Consider the following 16,636-nt stretch of genomic DNA (forward strand, 5'->3'; position numbering starts at 1 on the left):
ATGAAGAAATTCGCAATTGCCGCCAGTCTGACGCTTTGGGCAAGCACGGCCCACGCACAGATTGCCGTCATCGATGGCGCCAATCTCGATGTCGCCCGCAAGAATGCGGACAATACCAACTCCATCATGGATTCGAACAAGGATATCCTGAAAAAGAGCGAGGAGATCCTGCAGGCTCTCAGCGGCAGTCGTGACGGTTCCCTCGGTATCGGACAGATGGGCCTCGGCGGCAACATGTCGATTGCGCAGGCGCCGTCGTTCGGATCGATCCTGAACGGCGGGGCTCTTTCGTTTGGTGGCCTGTCGCCCGAAATCCAGAAAATCGCCGGCGCCGTCATCAATGGGCTCCAGCTGGTGAAGCAGCTCCAGCAGATTGCCGGCAAGGAGACCAGCGCCGTCAACACGGCCTACGGCGGCAGCGTCAATGTGGCCTCGCTGCTAAGCGCATTGACCTCCCAGGCTTCGCAGGGCGTTACCCAGCGCCAACAGTCTCTGCAGTCAGCGAGCGGGCAGATCGGGCAGTCGCAGGACGTCAAGGGTTCGGTGGACCAGAACACACGAATGCAGCTGGAAAACGCGCGCGCCGTCAACGAACTGATCGGCGTCCAGAACGGTGCGGTCGCGGCCCTGAATGAGAAGCTGAAGGGAGATCTTCTTCGCCAGAGCCAGGTGCAGAAGATGATGACACCGCGCACCGTCAATCCGTTCGCGGAATTCGGCAAGAGCGGAGGCTGAGCGCTTGTCGCGGCGAGTCCTGCTCATGTGCGTTGTGATTGGGCTCGGCGCAGTGCTTTTCGGATGCGCAAATCGCGAACGGAAAGCGCCGTGCGGGCCTTTGGCGTATGCCGACGCCGACGAATGCGGTGCGCTGAAGCCGGTCAATTCAACGCCGTTCGCCAGCATCATTGACGAGGATCCATGAACGGTCTTGCCGAAAGCATCCTCGGTGGCATTGACAACATCGGCGAGGACTTCGTTCGCACCGTCTATATGCAGTTGGGCAATGCGATGGGCAACGTCTTCACCTTGATGCTGACCCTCTATATCGTGTGGTGGGGTTATTCGATCCTGAGCGGGCGAGAGTCGATTTCGCCAATCGAAGCGGCCTATCGGCTCGGCCGCGCCGTCATCATCTATCTGCTGCTGACCGGATGGGGCACGTTTTCCCCGACGATCTATCAGCTCGTGCAAAGCATTCCAGACGAGGTCGGTAAGGTGATCGTCGGCGCCGTGTCGCGGGCCACCGGCAATCAGCTTAGCGACCAGGCGGCAATTCCAGCGCTTATCGACAACCTCTACCAAGGGGCCCAGGACGTCGCCAATCAGGTCTACAGCGGATCCTTCTATGACATTTTTGGTGCGCTCTTGTCGCTGCTCGTTCTGCTGTCGGCCATCATCTTCGCAGCGCTTGCCATTGCCGCGATCATCGCCGCCAAAGTGATGTTGTTCATCACGCTGGCCTTGGCGCCGATATGGATCATCCTTTGGCTTTACCGATGGTCCTCGCGCATGAGCGAAGGCTTTCTTTCGCTGACCACCTTCCTGATGATCCAGCAAATCCTGATCTACGGCTTTCTCGGTTTCTACTTCTCGCTCGTCAATGCGGCGCTGAACACCGCCACGTCCGGCGGGGCGACCATGGACAGCAAAATGTCGCTGGTGCTGCCTCTGGTCCTGGTGACGATCATCGGCATCTACGTTCTCATGCAAATACCTTCGATTGCTTCGATCTTGAATGGCGGCGGGTATCTTAGCACCATGGGCGCTCGCTACTCATATGGGACGTTCGGCAGGAATGCCGTGCGCTATTCCGGCGCGCGATGGGCCGCAGGCCGCGCCGCCCGGGGCGCCCGGCAGCTCGCGACAAACAGTTTTCGATCTTCGCGAGCAGCCAGGGCGGACGCCGCAACCCGGACCGCCATCCAGCAAGGTGCGCGCGATAACTCCAGGCCTCTGGCCTAGACAAGAACACAACGATCACCAATCGCGGCTCTGGGTCAGGATCGTCGCGCAAACGAGGCAATAGTAACGTGATAATGCCAGTGGAAACAGCTGCTGAACGCAGCAGCGAACTCGTCGACAAGCGCTATTACAGGGCGGGCGCGACTTGGGAAGACGACACGCACCGGTCCATGCGTCGATCGCGTACATTGGCCTGGATCGTCAGCGGCATTTCAGGGCTGGTTGCTGTGCTGTCGCTGTTGGCGCTCGTGCTTATCCTGCCGCTCCGGCAGTTCGAACCATATGTTGTCGAGGTCGACAAATCGACGGGCTACCTCGAGATCATGCGCGCGCTCAAGCCTGGAGATTTGTCCCAGAACGAAGCCGTCACGGCGGCCAATCTGGTGCGCTACATCAGGGCCCGCGAAACCTATGATTCCCGTGAACTGAAACAGAATTACGACCTGGCGCAGCTCTACTCCACCGATGCCGCGTCCAAGGATTTGACATGGCTGTTCACGCCTGCAAACCCGCAATCACTGGACAAGATTTTAGGCCGCAATGTTACTGTCTCGGTCGAGATCAAATCGGTTTCCCTGCTCAATCGCAACACCGCCTCGGTGCGCTTTGCCACGACGACGCGGCGGGACAATTCGTCCACGGCCGACAACTGGGTGGCGGTGATAAAATTCCGCTATACCTCAACGCCGCTCAAGAACGAATGGCGTTTCGACAATCCGCTGGGATTTCAGGTTACGGATTACCGCCGCGATCAGGAATCGGTCCCGGCCGCGGGGAGCCTCCAATGAGATGGCGCGCGGGCCTCGCCCTGTCGGCCGCCCTTCTGCTCGGCGCGATGCACAGCGCGGCCGCGCGCGACGGCCGCATCCGATATGTCACCTTCAACAATGACGACGTGACGTCGGTGCGCGCCGCACTTGGCATTTCCACGATGGTCGAGCTCAGCCCGACCGAAGTCATCGAAACCGTGTCGGCTGGCGATACGAAAGGCTGGTCGATCATCCCCAAACGCGGGTCGCGATTCCTCTTCGTGAAGCCGCTGGAGCGCGATGCGTGGACCAACGTCAACGTGGTCACCAACCGGCGCGTCTATTCCCTGCTGCTGCAGGCGACTGACAATAGCCGTGACCGGGCATCCTTCCAGGTCCGGTTCAAATACCCGGACGAGGATATCAACGCGCGCCTGCTCTCACAGGCCAAAGAGAGCGCCGCCGATCCGGATTTGAAGGATCTGAATTATGCCGATCTCAATTACGACTACGCCTACAAGGGCGACGATAGCCTGAAGCCGCGCACCGTATTCGACGACGGCACCAAGGTGTTTCTGGAGTTCAAGGGCGACATTCCGGCGATCTTCGTTGTCGACGACAAGCGTCAGGAGTCGCTGGTCAACGTTCGCACGCAGGGCAAATACACCGTCATCGACAAGGTCGCACGGCAATTCACCTTGCGGGCCGATGGCAAGACGCTCTGCCTCTACAACCGGGCGCGACCCAACGCCATCGATCCCGTCGAGCAAGTCTACGGTCCAACGAAACTGACACGCGGTTCCACCCTGTTCGGATCCAGCGGAGGGCGCTGATGTCCCAGATCGATTATAACCAACTGGACGGGAGCCCGACGGTCGCGCGCCGTGGTGCGGGCGTGGGTACCAGGATTGCACTGGTCGGCCTCGGCATAGTGCTGGTAGGCGCGCTGATATGGCTCAACTGGCCCCGGGAGCCGGTATCGCGCGATGTTCGCAGCGATGGCGAGGAAAACTTCAACCCGCCCGAGTTCCGCCCGCCGGCCTTGAACGAACCGCCGCAACCTGCCGACGGCACGATCGACCAGATCGTGGTGCCGCCACCGGCCGCCGACCAGAACGGCACGCAACAAGCCGATAATGTCGATCAGACCGTGCAGGAGGGCGCGGATCTCGATGCGCAGCGGCGCGCGCTGGAGGCGCAAATGGCGGCCGAGGAAGCTCGCCGCAAGGCCGAGGAGGACGAAGCCCGACGCAAGACCGCGGCTGACGAAGAGGCTCGCCGCAAAGCGGAGGCCGCCGAGCATGAAAAAGCGGTGTGGGAACGCCTGCGGTCGAACCAGATGGTGACGAATGATCAAACCGGCTCGACGGATGCCGGCGCCCAAGCGACGCAAGTCGAAATCGCGCCCGACGGTCAGATCGTCCCGGTCCCCGGCGCCGACAGTGATCCCAACAAGGCATTCCTGGCGCAGTCTGAGGCAAGTTCTTCCGGCATCGTCAAAGCCAGGGCCTTCCGGCGTACCGACGCGTTGATCCCCGAAGGAACGATCATTCGCGGCTATTTGGAAACCGCTGTTAACACCGACCTTCCCGGCGCCGTACGCGCTGTCGTGCGTGAGAATGTCTTCTCGCTCGACGGCAGGCGGATCCTCATTCCGAAGGGCTCGCGACTGACCGGGGAATACCGCTCAGGGCTCGCGCGCGGTCAAAAGCGTGTTTTCATCGTCTGGAGCAGGGTCATTCGCTCGGACGGCATTTCCGTTGATATCAAGTCCCCCGGGGCAGACGCGCTCGGCCGCGGTGGCATGGGCGGCCGTGTCGATACGCACTGGCTTGAACGCTACGGCAACGCCATCATGCTTTCCGTCGTTGGCGGTGTCTCTGAATATCTGTCCTCGCTTTCCGATGGCAGCCAGAATGGACAACAGCGCCAGGTGTCGACGGTCGATCCGGTAACCGGTGAGACCACGACCGTAACTTATGGTGGCAATGGCTCGCAGCGCGACGCCCGCAGCATCGCCTTCGATAAGTCATCGACCGCCCTGCAGCAACTCGCGCAAGAGGCGTTTCGCGATACGCAGAACATTGGCCCGACGGTCTACGTCGACCAGGGCACATCGGTCGTCGTGCTGGTGCGGCGAGATCTCGATTTCTCGGATTTGTACGCCGATCCCGTTCAGGAAGAAGTTGCACGCCTGAAGGCAGGCGGGCGGCCGAAGACGGCGATCGATCCGACGCCTCTCTACGGCACGCCGAAGGATCATTTCTATCCCGGCTATGGGAGCCCGGTGAAATGAACGCCGTGCATCCCCTCCCCGACCCTTGGGCGAGAGCCCCGGTCCTGCGCGCTCATCTGGAGCCGATATGGTCCTATTTGAACGAAGATGCGGTGTCCGAGATTGCGATCAACAGGCCGGGTGAATTGTTCATCGAACGCCTCGGCGCGAAGGAAATGGAGCACGTCGTCAAGCGCGAGGTCACGCCCGGCTGGATTAGGCATATCTCGACCGGCGTTGCCTCGGCGACCAATCAGGTCATCAACGAAGAAAAGCCGGTCCTGTCGGCTGCTCTACCTTCGGGCGAGCGCATCCAGTGCATCTTGCCCCCCGCAGCTCCCGAAGGCGGCGCGGTTTCGATCCGCAAGCAAGTCATCATGGATATGAGCCTTGCTGCCTACAACGATCTTGGCGCATTCGAAAACACGGCGATGGGCAGCGGCCTGGCGCTTTCAACCGAAGAAAAGCGCCTCGTCGAAATGCTGCACGACACATCGCCGATGGAGTTCCTGCAGTATGCGGTGGTCAACCGAGTCTCGATCGTCGTTTCTGGCGGTACGTCGACCGGCAAGACGACGTTCTTGAATGCACTCTTGAAGGAGATCCCGGCTCATGAACGGATCATCACGATCGAAGATACCCGCGAACTGAGGCTGCCGGCTCCCAATAACGTCACCCTGATAACCTCGAAGGGCGACCAGGGCCTTGCCAAGGTCTCCGCGCAACAGCTGCTCGAAGCCTCGCTTCGCATGCGGCCCGACCGTCTGCTATTGGGCGAGTTGCGCGGCGCTGAAACCTTCGCGTTCCTCCAGGCGATCAACACCGGCCACCCGGGTTCGCTCACCACCGTTCATGCCAATTCCGCCCGGTCCGCCTACGAGCGGCTGGCACTGATGGTCATGCAGGGCAGTTCAGGCCTCTCACGAAGCGAAATCCTCGACTACCTGCGCGAGGTCATTCCGGTGGTCGTCCAGATGGTCCGCACCGAAGGCGGACGGCGCGGCATCAGCGAGATCAAGTTCACCAAGGCGGAGACGATCTAGCGGGGCCACCCATGCAGAAAATCGCAACAGCAATTTTCATGATGCTCATGGCGATGGCCTTGGGCGTCCTGCTTTTCACGGTCGCCTATGCGGCGACTGATTGGTACCGGACCGGCTCCCACGTCCTGTTCGACCAGCTGAACGCCAATCCGTTGCCGGTCGTTCGTCAGGCTTGGGCGGACACGATGGCGAGGGATTTTGGCCGGGTCCAATACGCCGTTGCAGCAGGAGCATTAGGGTTTCTCTCGCCACTGGTTGGCCTATTTCTCATGCGTCCGAGAAAGCGCAATGACTCTCGCTTCATGACCATGAGCGACGTATCAAAAACCGGCCTGACAAAAACTGGCGGCGTCTTCGTCGGTCGAGCCGGCGGCAGGCTGGCCGAAATTTTGTCGCCGCGCCGCGATCAGCACTCAGGCAAGATCCGCTTGACCCAGCGCAAGCTGATCGGCGGTAAGAAATTGTGGATTGATGGCGATGATGTCGGCGGCTTCGTCATAGGGCCGCCGCGCTCCGGCAAAGGCACGTCTCTCATCATCCCGAACGCCTTGACCTGGCCGCATTCGCTCGTGGTTCTCGACCTGCGCGGCGAGACCTATGCGGCGACCGCAGGCTACCGCTCGACCATCAGCCGCGTGGTGCGTTTTGCGCCGGCTGATCCGGACGGCAATACCGCATGCTACAATCCCATGGACTTCATCTCGCTGGATTCGGCCCAGCGCGACATCGACCTTCGCAATATCGCTGCGGCGCTGTTTCCGCGTCCACCCTCAAATGCAGACCCTTATTGGGTCAACGATGCCCGCCTCCTTTTTACCGGCATTGCGTCCTTCGTCATGGAATCGCCTGCGATCCTAAACGAGAAGAAGACCTTTGCCACAATCCTCGAGATCATGAACGGTGCCGAGCAGCCGCTCCTCGAATTCATTGGGTCGCTGCGCGAGGAACGCCGCCGCGAATGTTCGCATTTCACGCTGCAAACCCTGTTGCCCTATTTTGAGATGTCTGAGCGGCAGTTTTCCGGAATCTACGCCGGCGTGCGGACCGGCATGGCCCCCTTTCTCAACGAGCGCCTGATGCGAGCTACCTCGCGCAGCACGTTCGATATTCGCAAGCTCAAGCGCGACGGGATTTCCCTCTATCTCGACGTGCGGCGCGAGCAGATTACGTCGCTTGGACCGTTGTTCAACGTCCTGATCACGCAGATGATGAACTTCATGTCGGAAACCATGCAGCGTCCGGACGAGCATCCGGTGCTTGTGCTGCTCGACGAGTTCCAGAACCTCGGCAAGCTCGAGAACGTGACCGAAATGGCGAGCGTGCTCGGCGGTAACGGCGTTTCGATGTGGTTTTTCGTGCAGTCGCTGAAGGCTGTAGACGAGATCTATCGCCACGAAGGGCGCAAGACGCTCATCAACGCCGCTCGCGTGCAGATCTTTTTCGGCGCGCAGGATGCTGACGATCTGCGCTACGTTTCCGAGCAGCTCGGCGAAACGTCGGACGTGCAAAAGGACGTGACGCGCACCAAGGCAACGTTGTTCGACACTTATTACACGCGCTCGGAGCACCGCAAGGAAGTGCGACGGCCCCTGATGCGGCCAGATGAAATCCGCACCCTCGACAGGAACAAGGTCATCATATTGCCGCGCGGCGAACTGCCGATCCTCGGCACGCGAAATTTCTATTTCGCCGACGGCCAGCTCGCCAAACGCGCGTTCATGCCCCTGCCCGCCTCTACCGACGTTTCGCGGACGAAAAGCCCTGCGTTGGACTCCTCTGCGGCGGTTCCATCTCCTGCGCTCCCGACGATTGTGCCGACAGCACCTGCGTACCGCTCCGGCCTCTTGCAGACCCGCGTACGGCGCGGCGCGACATTCGCAGCAAAAGCCGGCCGTATGGCTCCGCCGCGCGGCCGGCGCACAATCGCAAAAGAACGGCCGAAAGTAACCGACGCTGCAGCCGTACCAGCTTACGCCGCCATAGATTTTACCGCGTTGGCGGCCAAAGCTGTGATAACAAGCATAGCGCCCGAGAAAGAAGCGGCCGTTGCGGCGATCCTGAACAACGTGCGATCTCTCCGAGCTCACGCATCCGACACCGAGGCTTTCGATCGAAATTTGAGCGTCGTCGAAGATACTTTGCCTGATGTAGTCGATGGGTAGGCTAGCATTCCGATGCGGCGGAGAGGTCATTGTCTATCGTGCCCTTGTCGCACGAAATCGTCGACGACACATGCCTCAACAGGTGTCTCAAGAATCCCCGTCGAACTCAATCGCGAATCCTGCGTCGATGGCACTTCGCGCAATAAGATCGCCAAGTTCCCAATCCGTAAGTTCGCAAAGCGGAAATGTTCCCCTTACGGCGTGGCTAACCTCGGATATCGAAATGCACGGCCTGACGACACCGTCGATAAGGTAGCGGACAATCGCCTGGCGAACGTCCGACAAGGTAGGCCTCTGCGCGAGCGCAGGCATCTATGGCCTACGAATGGAGCCGTGGCTCTACGCCATCGGCTGTTTTTGCATCGAAAGCGACGGGCACACCGTGAATGATGGATGCCGCTGCCAGCAACTCCTCCAGGTCGCGGTCGGTAGCCTTGCATGCGGGCATGAGAGTTCTAATAGCGCGGATCGCCTGTGCGATGGACAGGAACTGGGCCTTGCCTCTGGAACGGACATAGGCCTCTGCCGCCTTTTCAACCGTGACTGTGTGAAAAGTGCTGGTCATCGAGAATGCCTCCCTAAAACCCTCAACACGATTTACGGCAGGAATTCGGCAGCCTGCAAGGGTTTGTCCGATTCAGGACAATTAGGCGGAGGCCAGGCCGAAGTGACTTTGCTCCTCCTCGCCATAAGCACCATGTGTGAGTTGTATCATTCCAACGCGGTCGACAATCGTGATCTCTCCGCGCTTGGCGTGAACCAGCCCGCGATATTCAAGCATCTGGAGCGCGGTGGTAACGCCGGGACGCCGAGCGCCAAGCATGGTCGCCAGGAATTCGTGCGTCAGGTAGATCCTATTTCCTTCGACGCGGTCTTGGACCATTAGCAACCAGCGGGCTAGCCGCTCCTCGATTTTCGAATGGCCGTTGACCAGTGCCGTCCGGGAGGACTGGATAAGGAACGCGTGGGCATAGCGCAGCAGTGACTCGCGGAGGGATTGGCTCGCCGCAATCGCAGAGCGAAGGGATTCAACCGGGAGGATCCAGCCATTGCCGGCGACCTGGATATAGGTTTCATTGGGAGACCTGTCCTGGCCGAGGATAACGGCCACTCCGGTCATGCCGTCATGGCCGACGATGCCGACTTCACTTTGCCGCCCACCGGTCATGGTGGCGACTACCGGCGGCAGAGGTCATCTCACAGCGCGTTTCCGCCAGGCGGCTTTGGGCCGGAAGCAGAGTGTCGCCTTTGGTAGGGAGAACTAACAAGCTGCCATTCCGCAATCGACCCGCCTTCGGAGCCGCCGATGGCATGCCTGCGTTGCTGGCGGAGCTTTTGCCCTGCGCGAGCCTTCGTCCCCGCGAAAGAGGAGCCGCACGCATGAGCACCGGTCGTCCTGATCGGCGCCGGGATTATGAGCGCACATTCGGGACGACCCCTCAAGCAACTCGACCGCGCTCTATGTCGCAATGTTCCAGACTCTCCACTACTGCGCACAGGAGAAAGGACGGAACCCAGGGTTCTTGGGACCTGGATCTTAGAGCGGCGTGAATTGGCGTTGATTGCGCCTTCGGCCGTCGCGTCGGGATTGCGGAACGATGCGAGCGCGAGAGCCCGACGGCTCCTGGGACAAGGAGATTTGACGCGAGATCAGCTGCATGGACGACGCTCTTCTCGGGCTTATCTTGTCTTGTTTCAAGGCCAGGCCGCAACCCATCATAGGAAGCGGTAGCTCAGGCATCGGCCGATCGCATCCGTCGGACGGAGACTCGCATTGGGAGGGGAATGCGATGCGCTCCTGCGGGGATCGCTCTTGCCGTTGGGGATGGACGGCAAATGCGCTTGGGCTCTCCGGCGTGGACCATGCCGATGCCTGGGCTGCCGCGATACTCGCCATAGGAGCCGCCCACGTCTTTTGAGAACACCGCTGCCATTTCAATATCGCAGGGTGAGATTGCGGCGTCACGTCCAGCAGGCGCAATTGCTAAAACGAGGTCGCAGTGCATGAGCTAAGCTGGTGGGTCCCCACAAGCGCGCCAAAGGCATGCAGCAAACGCGGTACGTGAGCTGCAAGGACGTCCCAATTGCCGACGCTGTCGACAAAGCCCGTATCCGCCCCACCTGCTTCACGCGGCAGGTATCGGAGTTGCACGATCATCAGGTTGAGTCGACCGTTTCGCGGGTGCGCGTGAAGACCACCGCCACCGCCGCAGCGAGCAAAGTGCATCCCAGCGCGAGAAATGTGTCCGAAAAGGCCATGACAAGGGATTGCTGCTCGACCAGGCTGCCCAGCAGAGCCTCGGCCTGATGACGGGCAAGGGCAGGATCGCCCGTTCCTTGCTGCAGGAACCTATGTTGTGCTTCCGCTAGGAATTGCTCAACGGTAGCGTCATAAGCCGTGACGGACTGGCCGATGATGTTTGAATGATATTGTTCGCGTTTGGTGATGACTGTAGCGAGCGCCGCCGTGCCGATCGCGCCGCCCAAACTCCGCATCATGTTGAAGACGCCCGACGCCGCGCCTGACATCTCTTTCGGGATGCCGATCACAGCAATACCCGCTAGCGGGGCAAGCACGATCGCTTGGCCAAGCGACCGAACTATGTTGGACGACATGAACTGATCCGCACCGCTGTCCGCGCTGAGATGGGCGTTCATGATGCAACTGACGGCGAAGATGACGAGCCCGGTGCAGACAATGGCGCGCGCGTCGAAATGCTTCTGCAGCAGAGGAACGAAAGGGATGATCAGAAGCTGCGGCAGGCCTGCCCAGGCGAGCACGAAGCCGACCTGCTCGGCGTTGTAGCCCTGCACCCGTTGCAAATAGGCGGGGAGCACATAGACCGAACCAAACAGCGCAATACCGAGTCCGATATTGGCAAGCGTGCCGAGTGCGAAATTGCGGTGCGCGAGGAGCTTTAGCTGGACTGCGGGATTACGGCCTTTCAGCTCAATTGCGACGAAGATCGCAAGCGCCACTGCGGCGATGATCGACAGCCTGACGATGAATGGGGAGCCGAACCAGCCGTCCTGGTTGCCTTCGTCGAGGACGGTCTGCAGGCAGGCGAGGCCGACGCTCATGAAGGCTATACCCCACCAGTCGCCGTGCTTCAGCAGGCCGAGATTCATCTTCTGGTGCTCGAGCGTCGGATAGAGCAGCGCCAGCATCAAGGCGCCCGGAACAAGATTGATGAAGAAGATGTACTGCCAGCCATAGTTCTCAGTCAGGTAGCCGCCGATGGTCGGGCCGATCGATGGTCCGAATGTGGCCGTCAGCGCAAACGCGGCAAGCCCGACCGGCTGCTGGCGCTTCGGCAACGTGGTCAGGACGCGCGCGAACGCCATGGGGATCATCACACCGCCCCAGAATCCCTGCAAGCCGCGCAGCACGATCATCTGCGGCAGGTTCGTCGCGAACGCGCAGGCGACGGAAAACGCGAGGAACATCCAGACGCTCGTCAGAAGGAAGCGGCGAACGGTGAAGACGCGACTGAAATAGTCGGTCAGCGGGATCATGATGATCTCGCCGATCAGATAGGCGGTCGATATCCAGGTTCCGTTGTCGGAACCGGTGCCGATGCCACCTTCGATCTCGGGCAGCGACGAGTTGGTAATCTGGATGTCGAGGACGGCTATCAGCGCGCCGACCATGCAACCAAAAACGGATACCCATTCGCGGAAGCTGGCGTCACGCTCTTTCGGCATCATCGCCCGTAACGCGTCTGCCTGATCCGACCCAGCCATACCATCCTCCGGTTATTTCGCCCGCTGGGTCTGTCGAACATCGATCGTAATGGTGACCGACATGCCGGGCAGGAGGCGTCCAGCCAGCGGATCGGTCCGGTCGATCGCAATCCGCACCGGGATGCGCTGCACGATCTTGGTGAAATTGCCTGTCGCGTTGTCGGGTGGCAGCAGCGCGAATTCCTGTCCGCTCGCCGGCGCAATGCTGTCGACGGTGCCGCGCACCGGAGTGCCCGCGAATGTATCGACGTCGACCCTTACCGGCTGGCCCGGCTTCACGTTGGCAAGCTGTGTCTCCTCGTAGTTGGCGATAATATAGATGTTTGCGAGCGGCACGACCGCGAGCAGCTGCGTTCCAGGTTGCACGTAAAGGCCCACCCTCAACTCGCGCATTCCGACCACTCCGTCGACGGGCGCCCGCAACACCGTATAACCAAGGTTCAATTCGGCCTGTGCCTGCACGGCCTTGCTGCGTTGCAGCGTGGCTCTGGCGCCTGCGAGCTGCGCAGCGAGCGTGCCGACCTGAGCATGCGCGGCGTCGAGCGCTGCCTTGTCCTTGGCGACCACCGCCGAGGCCGTAGCTGTCTGGGAGGCCGCCTGCTCGGCATTCTGCACCGAGCCATATCCGGTGCCAGCGAGCGTACCGAAGCGCTTGTTGTTCTGCCCGGCATAGGTCTCGGTCGCCCGGTCGGCATCGAGCGTGGCACTCGCCTCTTCGATCAGGGCCTGCTGTTCTCCGAGTTGCGCCTCAACGCTCTCGATGGTGGCTTCGGCTCCGGCAACGTTGGCCTTGGCCTGGTCGACGGCTGCCTGATAGTCGCGAGGATCAATCGTCGCCAGGATATCGCCAGCTTTGACATGCTGGTTATCGGAAACAGCGACGCTCGCAAGATATCCTGCAACCTGTGGCGCGATGGCGACGATGTCAGCCTGAACATAGGCGTCGTCTGTCGTTTCCTCGAACCTCCAGACGGTCCAGTATTCCCAGCCGAGCCCTGCCCCAACGCCGAGCGCCGCGACCACGGCGACGCCGAACAACACGCGACGCACGGGCGACATGCTCGACTTTTCCGATGGCAAAGAGGCCGGGCGCGAAGCATCCGCTTTCAAGTTTGCGGGATCAATGACGACGTTCATGGATTTCTCCTGGATTTGTTGCCCGACAGTTCCTGTTCTCCTGGGCAATCTTCAAGCTCGCCTGCGGGCGCGTTAAATTTCAAGGCACCGGATCAATTGGATTGCAGCGAGGCACCAGCAGCGGGTCGATCTCGGTGAAGGGAAAGACCGGCAGGTCGTATTCCTTCATCCCGAAATCCTCAGCGATCACGCTGCGGGGAAATACGTTGATCAGCGACCTGTAGCCGACGTCGCCAGGTGAGGCTTGGTCGAAGAAGATGAGGAGATGAACCGTCCCCTCGCCGACATTCTCGATGTGATGGGGATAGGCGCGCGGGACGAAATAGGTATCGCCAGGCCTGATGACATAGGTGTCGGTGCTTCCGTCGGGATCGAGGACGGTCATGCGAGCCGTTCCCGATGCGATGTAGCCCAACTCGGCCGTTTCCGGATGCCAGTGGGGTTCGCGCATTCCCTCTTGGCTGATGGTCACCGAATACATCGCGATGTCGCGCAGGACCGGCCAGAGGGCAGCCTTGGCGGTGCGTGCAGTGCCGGCGGGAAAATCGATCTGCGGCGGCGTCGCCTCAATGCTGTATTTATAGGCGTTTAGGTGGCGGTCCTGGTCCTCGACGCTTGCCTGACGGGGAATGCTGAGGATTTCGCTAGCTCTCGCAGATCGGTCGAAGCTGGAAAACGCGGCAGAAGCCAGATCGTAGGTATTGCCGAGCACGGCATCTGACATCATACCGAAGGCGGCTTTCATGCCAAAGTCCTCGGGTTTTTCATGTGAAAAGGCCAAAATGAATTCCACGGTGTGCTCGCCGATGTTCTCGATGCTGTGCATGGCGCCGGAGGGGACGAAGAACATCTCGCCGGCGGCGACGATGAAGCTTTCGCGCTGCGCATGACTGCCGGCGATTGTGACCAGCGCCTGGCCGTGCAGGCAGTATCCGAGTTCATGGGCATTGGCATGCCAATGGGGCTCGCGCACGCCTTGCACGCCGAGAAGCAGACGTCGGATCGAAAGCCGGCGCAGGACCGGCAGATCGCTGGAATCCACGTGGCTGACAGAGCCCTCGGGACTTTCGAAACGCGGCGTCTGCCGCGCGAGAGATGCGACATGTTGGGATTTCTGCTTGGCAGTACTCATGGTTGGTTCCCCCGATCGCCGTGTTGCTGTGTAACGGAAGCGGCGCAACCCGTTGTCGCGGGACGGACGCTTGGATGATTGCATCCGTCCCGCCCTCGACTCAGCTTCTGATGAAGGCGAGCAGGTCCGCGTTGATCACGTCGGCATGGGTGGTCAACATTCCGTGCGGGAAGCCGGGATAGATCTTTGACGTGCTGTTCTTGATCAGCTTGGCTTGGAGCAGCGAGGCGTCCTTGTACGGCACGACCTGGTCATCGTCGCCCTGCAGGATGAGGGTCGGCACGGTGATCGCCTTCAAGTCGTCTGTCTGGTCGGTTTCGGAGAAGGCCTTGATGCCTTCGTAATGCGCCAGCGCACCACCGATCATGCCCTGACGCCACCAGTTGTCGATGATGCCCTGTGAAACCTTAGCGCCCGGCCGATTGAAGCCGTAGAAGGGACCTGACGCCACGTCGACATAGAACTGCGCCCGGTTGGCTGCGAGCGCCTTGCGAAAGCCGTCGAAGACCTCGATCGGCGTACCGCTGGGGTTCTCCTTGGTCTTGAGCATGAGCGGAGGAACGGAGCTGACGAGCACCGCCTTGGCGACGCGTCCCTGCGGTTCGCCGAATTTGGCGACATAGCGCGCCACCTCGCCGCCGCCGGTTGAATGGCCGATATGGACCGCGTTCCTGAGGTCGAGATGCTCGGCGACGGCCGAGGCATCGGCGGCGTAGTGGTCCATGTCGTTTCCGGTATCGACCTGAGTCGATCGGCCGTGGCCGCGACGATCGTGCGCGACGACGCGATAACCGTTCGCAAGGAAGAACAGCATCTGCGCATCCCAGTCGTCGGAGCTGAGTGGCCAGCCGTGATGGAACACGATGGGCTGGGCACCCTTGTCACCCCAGTCCTTGTAGAAAATCTGAGGGCCGTCCTTGGTGGCGATGTAACCGCTGCCCATGTCGAATTCTCCTTTCGAAAGCCGAGGTGTCATTTGTGCCGATGCGACGGCCGGAAGCAGTGCCGCGATTGTCATCCATGCGGCCCCCGCGACCGGTTCGCGACGGTTCAGCCGAAACGCTGGTTCGAGCATGCCTGCGTTCGTAGCTGCCTCCAGTTGGTGTGCTTGTTTAGGAGGGAAGCTAAGGAGAGGCGCGGCGCGGGAAAATCGTACGCTTGGTTCGGCGGCTTATACCAAGGTTTGAAACAGCATCCCTGGCGTATGTCTCAGGCCGCAATGCGACCTGCCTTGCGGGATCCTGCCAGTCCAAGGCCTGCCTAAGCGGCGGCTCGCGCCGCCGCCTAGTCCGAGACGAATTATGAGAAGGCGCGTTCGGTGAAGCGCGCGATTGCATCGCCATCGGCCGGCTTGTCCAGATAGGCGAGAGCGCCAGCTGCCACTACCCGGGCGCGCGTCGCCTCGGTCGGGAAAGCGGTCATGAAGATCATCGGAAACACCCGGCCTCGTGCGATCAGTTCCGCTTGGAGTTCGTCGCCGGTCATGCCGGGCATTTGAATGTCAGTTATCATACAGCCGGGATCGCCGGCCGCGTCGTCGCCGAGGAATTCCAGCGCCGAGGCATAGCTGCGGACTTCGTAGCCCAGGGACCTGAGCAGGCTGGTGAGAGCGCTTCGGACTCCCTCATCGTCATCGACGATCGCAATCGCGGCTATCTTGGACATGGTGAAAGGTGCCGGTTTGCTCACCGCAGGGTATCTCCAATGCGAGGCTCCTCCTCTAAATGGGGGAGATTGAACCGAAAGGAAATCATACGGAGGTTTGCTGCCCACCCGTCAACGCCCGGAGATGCCCAACGCCTCGGCCTTGCGAACGAGATCGGCAAGCGTCCGAACGCCCATCTTGCGCATGACATTGCCTCGGTGGATCTTGACCGTGATCTCCGACAGGCCGATCACACCCGCGACCTGCTTGTTCATCAGTCCGGCAACGACATGGCCCATCACCTCGCGCTCGCGCGGGGTCAGCGTGTCATAGCCGGCGCGCAGGCCGTCCGCCGCGGCGCGCTCAATCCGTCTCAGGCGATCGCGCTCGATCGCGCTGGTAACGGCGTCGAGCATGTCCTGGTCGCGGAACGGCTTCGACAAAAAGTCGACCGCGCCCGCCTTCATTGCGCGCACAGTCATGGGAATGTCGCCGTGTCCAGTCATGAACACGACGGGGAGATCTATGCCATGCCTCGCGAGTTGCACTTGAAAGTCCAGTCCACTCAGTCCGGGCAGCCGGACATCCAGGATCAGGCAGCCTGACGATTGCGGCAGATCGGCCTGAAGCATTTCCGCCGCGCTGCCGAACGCAAGGGTCGTCATTCCCACCGATCGGAACAGACTGTCGAGCGCGTCGCGCACGCCCGGATCGTCGTCGACGATGGCGACGAACGGCGGAAGTTCTGCGGGGGCCAGACCAGCTTTCATCCAAATCGCCCTGATCG

General features: G+C 60.8%; 15 protein-coding genes. 7 read left to right on the forward strand and 8 right to left on the reverse strand.

Annotated features, from left to right (window positions below):
• The 7 genes from NKI67_RS26460 (at position 1) to NKI67_RS26490 (ending at position 8,191) form a co-directional block, all read left to right on the forward strand.
• A complete protein-coding gene (locus NKI67_RS26460) occupies positions 1–735 on the forward strand; it encodes a type IV secretion system protein (RefSeq protein WP_352647663.1) in 735 nt (244 codons plus the stop codon).
• Positions 736–918: 183 nt separating this feature from the next.
• Positions 919–1,962, forward strand: coding sequence for a TrbL/VirB6 family protein (locus NKI67_RS26465; protein ID WP_352647666.1), 1,044 nt, complete (start codon positions 919–921; stop codon positions 1,960–1,962).
• A gap of 74 nt (positions 1,963–2,036) precedes the next feature.
• Positions 2,037–2,750, forward strand: a complete 714-nt coding sequence (locus NKI67_RS26470; protein WP_352647668.1) for a VirB8 family type IV secretion system protein — start codon at positions 2,037–2,039, stop codon at positions 2,748–2,750.
• Entirely contained in the window at positions 2,747–3,544 is a 798-nt protein-coding gene (locus tag NKI67_RS26475; protein WP_352647670.1) for a TrbG/VirB9 family P-type conjugative transfer protein, read from the forward strand. Before NKI67_RS26470 ends, NKI67_RS26475 begins: the two co-directional genes overlap by 4 nt.
• Positions 3,544–5,007 carry a type IV secretion system protein VirB10 gene (virB10, locus tag NKI67_RS26480; RefSeq protein ID WP_352647672.1) on the forward strand — a complete coding sequence of 488 codons (1,464 nt, stop codon included), beginning with the start codon at positions 3,544–3,546 and terminating at the stop codon, positions 5,005–5,007. The genes NKI67_RS26475 and virB10 overlap by 1 nt, the downstream gene beginning before the upstream one ends.
• Positions 5,004–6,029, forward strand: coding sequence for a P-type DNA transfer ATPase VirB11 (virB11, locus tag NKI67_RS26485; protein ID WP_352647674.1), 1,026 nt, complete (start codon positions 5,004–5,006; stop codon positions 6,027–6,029). Before virB10 ends, virB11 begins: the two co-directional genes overlap by 4 nt.
• A gap of 11 nt (positions 6,030–6,040) precedes the next feature.
• Entirely contained in the window at positions 6,041–8,191 is a 2,151-nt protein-coding gene (locus NKI67_RS26490; protein ID WP_352647676.1) for a type IV secretory system conjugative DNA transfer family protein, read from the forward strand.
• Between the two features lie 319 nt (positions 8,192–8,510).
• Here NKI67_RS26490 and NKI67_RS26495 read toward each other — a convergent pair whose 3' ends face one another.
• The 8 genes from NKI67_RS26495 to NKI67_RS26530 form a co-directional block, all read right to left on the reverse strand.
• Positions 8,511–8,756 (reverse strand): hypothetical protein, encoded by a 246-nt coding sequence (locus NKI67_RS26495; protein WP_352647678.1) that lies wholly within the window; start codon positions 8,754–8,756, stop codon positions 8,511–8,513.
• A gap of 81 nt (positions 8,757–8,837) precedes the next feature.
• Positions 8,838–9,359, reverse strand: a complete 522-nt coding sequence (locus tag NKI67_RS26500) for a Crp/Fnr family transcriptional regulator (protein WP_352647680.1) — start codon at positions 9,357–9,359, stop codon at positions 8,838–8,840.
• Between the two features lie 989 nt (positions 9,360–10,348).
• Entirely contained in the window at positions 10,349–11,935 is a 1,587-nt protein-coding gene (locus tag NKI67_RS26505) for a DHA2 family efflux MFS transporter permease subunit (RefSeq protein WP_352647682.1), read from the reverse strand.
• 12 nt (positions 11,936–11,947) lie between these two features.
• Positions 11,948–13,072, reverse strand: coding sequence for an HlyD family secretion protein (locus tag NKI67_RS26510; RefSeq protein ID WP_352647684.1), 1,125 nt, complete (start codon positions 13,070–13,072; stop codon positions 11,948–11,950).
• Between the two features lie 79 nt (positions 13,073–13,151).
• Positions 13,152–14,204 (reverse strand): cupin domain-containing protein, encoded by a 1,053-nt coding sequence (locus tag NKI67_RS26515; protein WP_352647686.1) that lies wholly within the window; start codon positions 14,202–14,204, stop codon positions 13,152–13,154.
• A 100-nt stretch (positions 14,205–14,304) separates the two neighbouring features.
• Complete coding sequence (locus NKI67_RS26520; RefSeq protein ID WP_502909363.1) at positions 14,305–15,180, reverse strand: alpha/beta fold hydrolase; 876 nt, start codon at positions 15,178–15,180, stop codon at positions 14,305–14,307.
• Between the two features lie 323 nt (positions 15,181–15,503).
• The gene (locus NKI67_RS26525) at positions 15,504–15,893 is read right to left on the reverse strand and encodes a response regulator transcription factor (protein ID WP_352647690.1); all 390 of its coding nucleotides are present in this window, start codon (positions 15,891–15,893) and stop codon (positions 15,504–15,506) included.
• A gap of 87 nt (positions 15,894–15,980) precedes the next feature.
• Positions 15,981–16,619 (reverse strand): response regulator transcription factor, encoded by a 639-nt coding sequence (locus tag NKI67_RS26530; RefSeq protein WP_352647692.1) that lies wholly within the window; start codon positions 16,617–16,619, stop codon positions 15,981–15,983.
• Between the last annotated feature and the right edge of the window lie 17 nt (positions 16,620–16,636).

It is taken from the genome of Mesorhizobium sp. M0408 (assembly GCF_040321495.1).
Lineage (GTDB): Bacteria > Pseudomonadota > Alphaproteobacteria > Rhizobiales > Rhizobiaceae > Mesorhizobium.

Excerpts from the sequence above, each read along its gene's own strand:
- NKI67_RS26510 (WP_352647684.1), bottom strand. The coding sequence starts at position 13,072 with ATGAACGTCGTCATTGATCCCGCAAACTTGAAAGCGGATGCTTCGCGC.
- NKI67_RS26515 (WP_352647686.1), bottom strand. The coding sequence starts at position 14,204 with ATGAGTACTGCCAAGCAGAAATCCCAACATGTCGCATCTCTCGCGCGG.
- NKI67_RS26490 (WP_352647676.1), top strand. The coding sequence starts at position 6,041 with ATGCAGAAAATCGCAACAGCAATTTTCATGATGCTCATGGCGATGGCC.
- NKI67_RS26530 (WP_352647692.1), bottom strand. The coding sequence starts at position 16,619 with ATGAAAGCTGGTCTGGCCCCCGCAGAACTTCCGCCGTTCGTCGCCATC.
- virB11 (WP_352647674.1), top strand. The coding sequence starts at position 5,004 with ATGAACGCCGTGCATCCCCTCCCCGACCCTTGGGCGAGAGCCCCGGTC.
- NKI67_RS26505 (WP_352647682.1), bottom strand. The coding sequence starts at position 11,935 with ATGGCTGGGTCGGATCAGGCAGACGCGTTACGGGCGATGATGCCGAAA.
- NKI67_RS26475 (WP_352647670.1), top strand. The coding sequence starts at position 2,747 with ATGAGATGGCGCGCGGGCCTCGCCCTGTCGGCCGCCCTTCTGCTCGGC.
- NKI67_RS26465 (WP_352647666.1), top strand. The coding sequence starts at position 919 with ATGAACGGTCTTGCCGAAAGCATCCTCGGTGGCATTGACAACATCGGC.
- NKI67_RS26495 (WP_352647678.1), bottom strand. The coding sequence starts at position 8,756 with ATGACCAGCACTTTTCACACAGTCACGGTTGAAAAGGCGGCAGAGGCC.
- virB10 (WP_352647672.1), top strand. The coding sequence starts at position 3,544 with ATGTCCCAGATCGATTATAACCAACTGGACGGGAGCCCGACGGTCGCG.
- NKI67_RS26470 (WP_352647668.1), top strand. The coding sequence starts at position 2,037 with ATGCCAGTGGAAACAGCTGCTGAACGCAGCAGCGAACTCGTCGACAAG.
- NKI67_RS26520 (WP_502909363.1), bottom strand. The coding sequence starts at position 15,180 with ATGACACCTCGGCTTTCGAAAGGAGAATTCGACATGGGCAGCGGTTAC.
- NKI67_RS26460 (WP_352647663.1), top strand. The coding sequence starts at position 1 with ATGAAGAAATTCGCAATTGCCGCCAGTCTGACGCTTTGGGCAAGCACG.
- NKI67_RS26500 (WP_352647680.1), bottom strand. The coding sequence starts at position 9,359 with ATGACCGGTGGGCGGCAAAGTGAAGTCGGCATCGTCGGCCATGACGGC.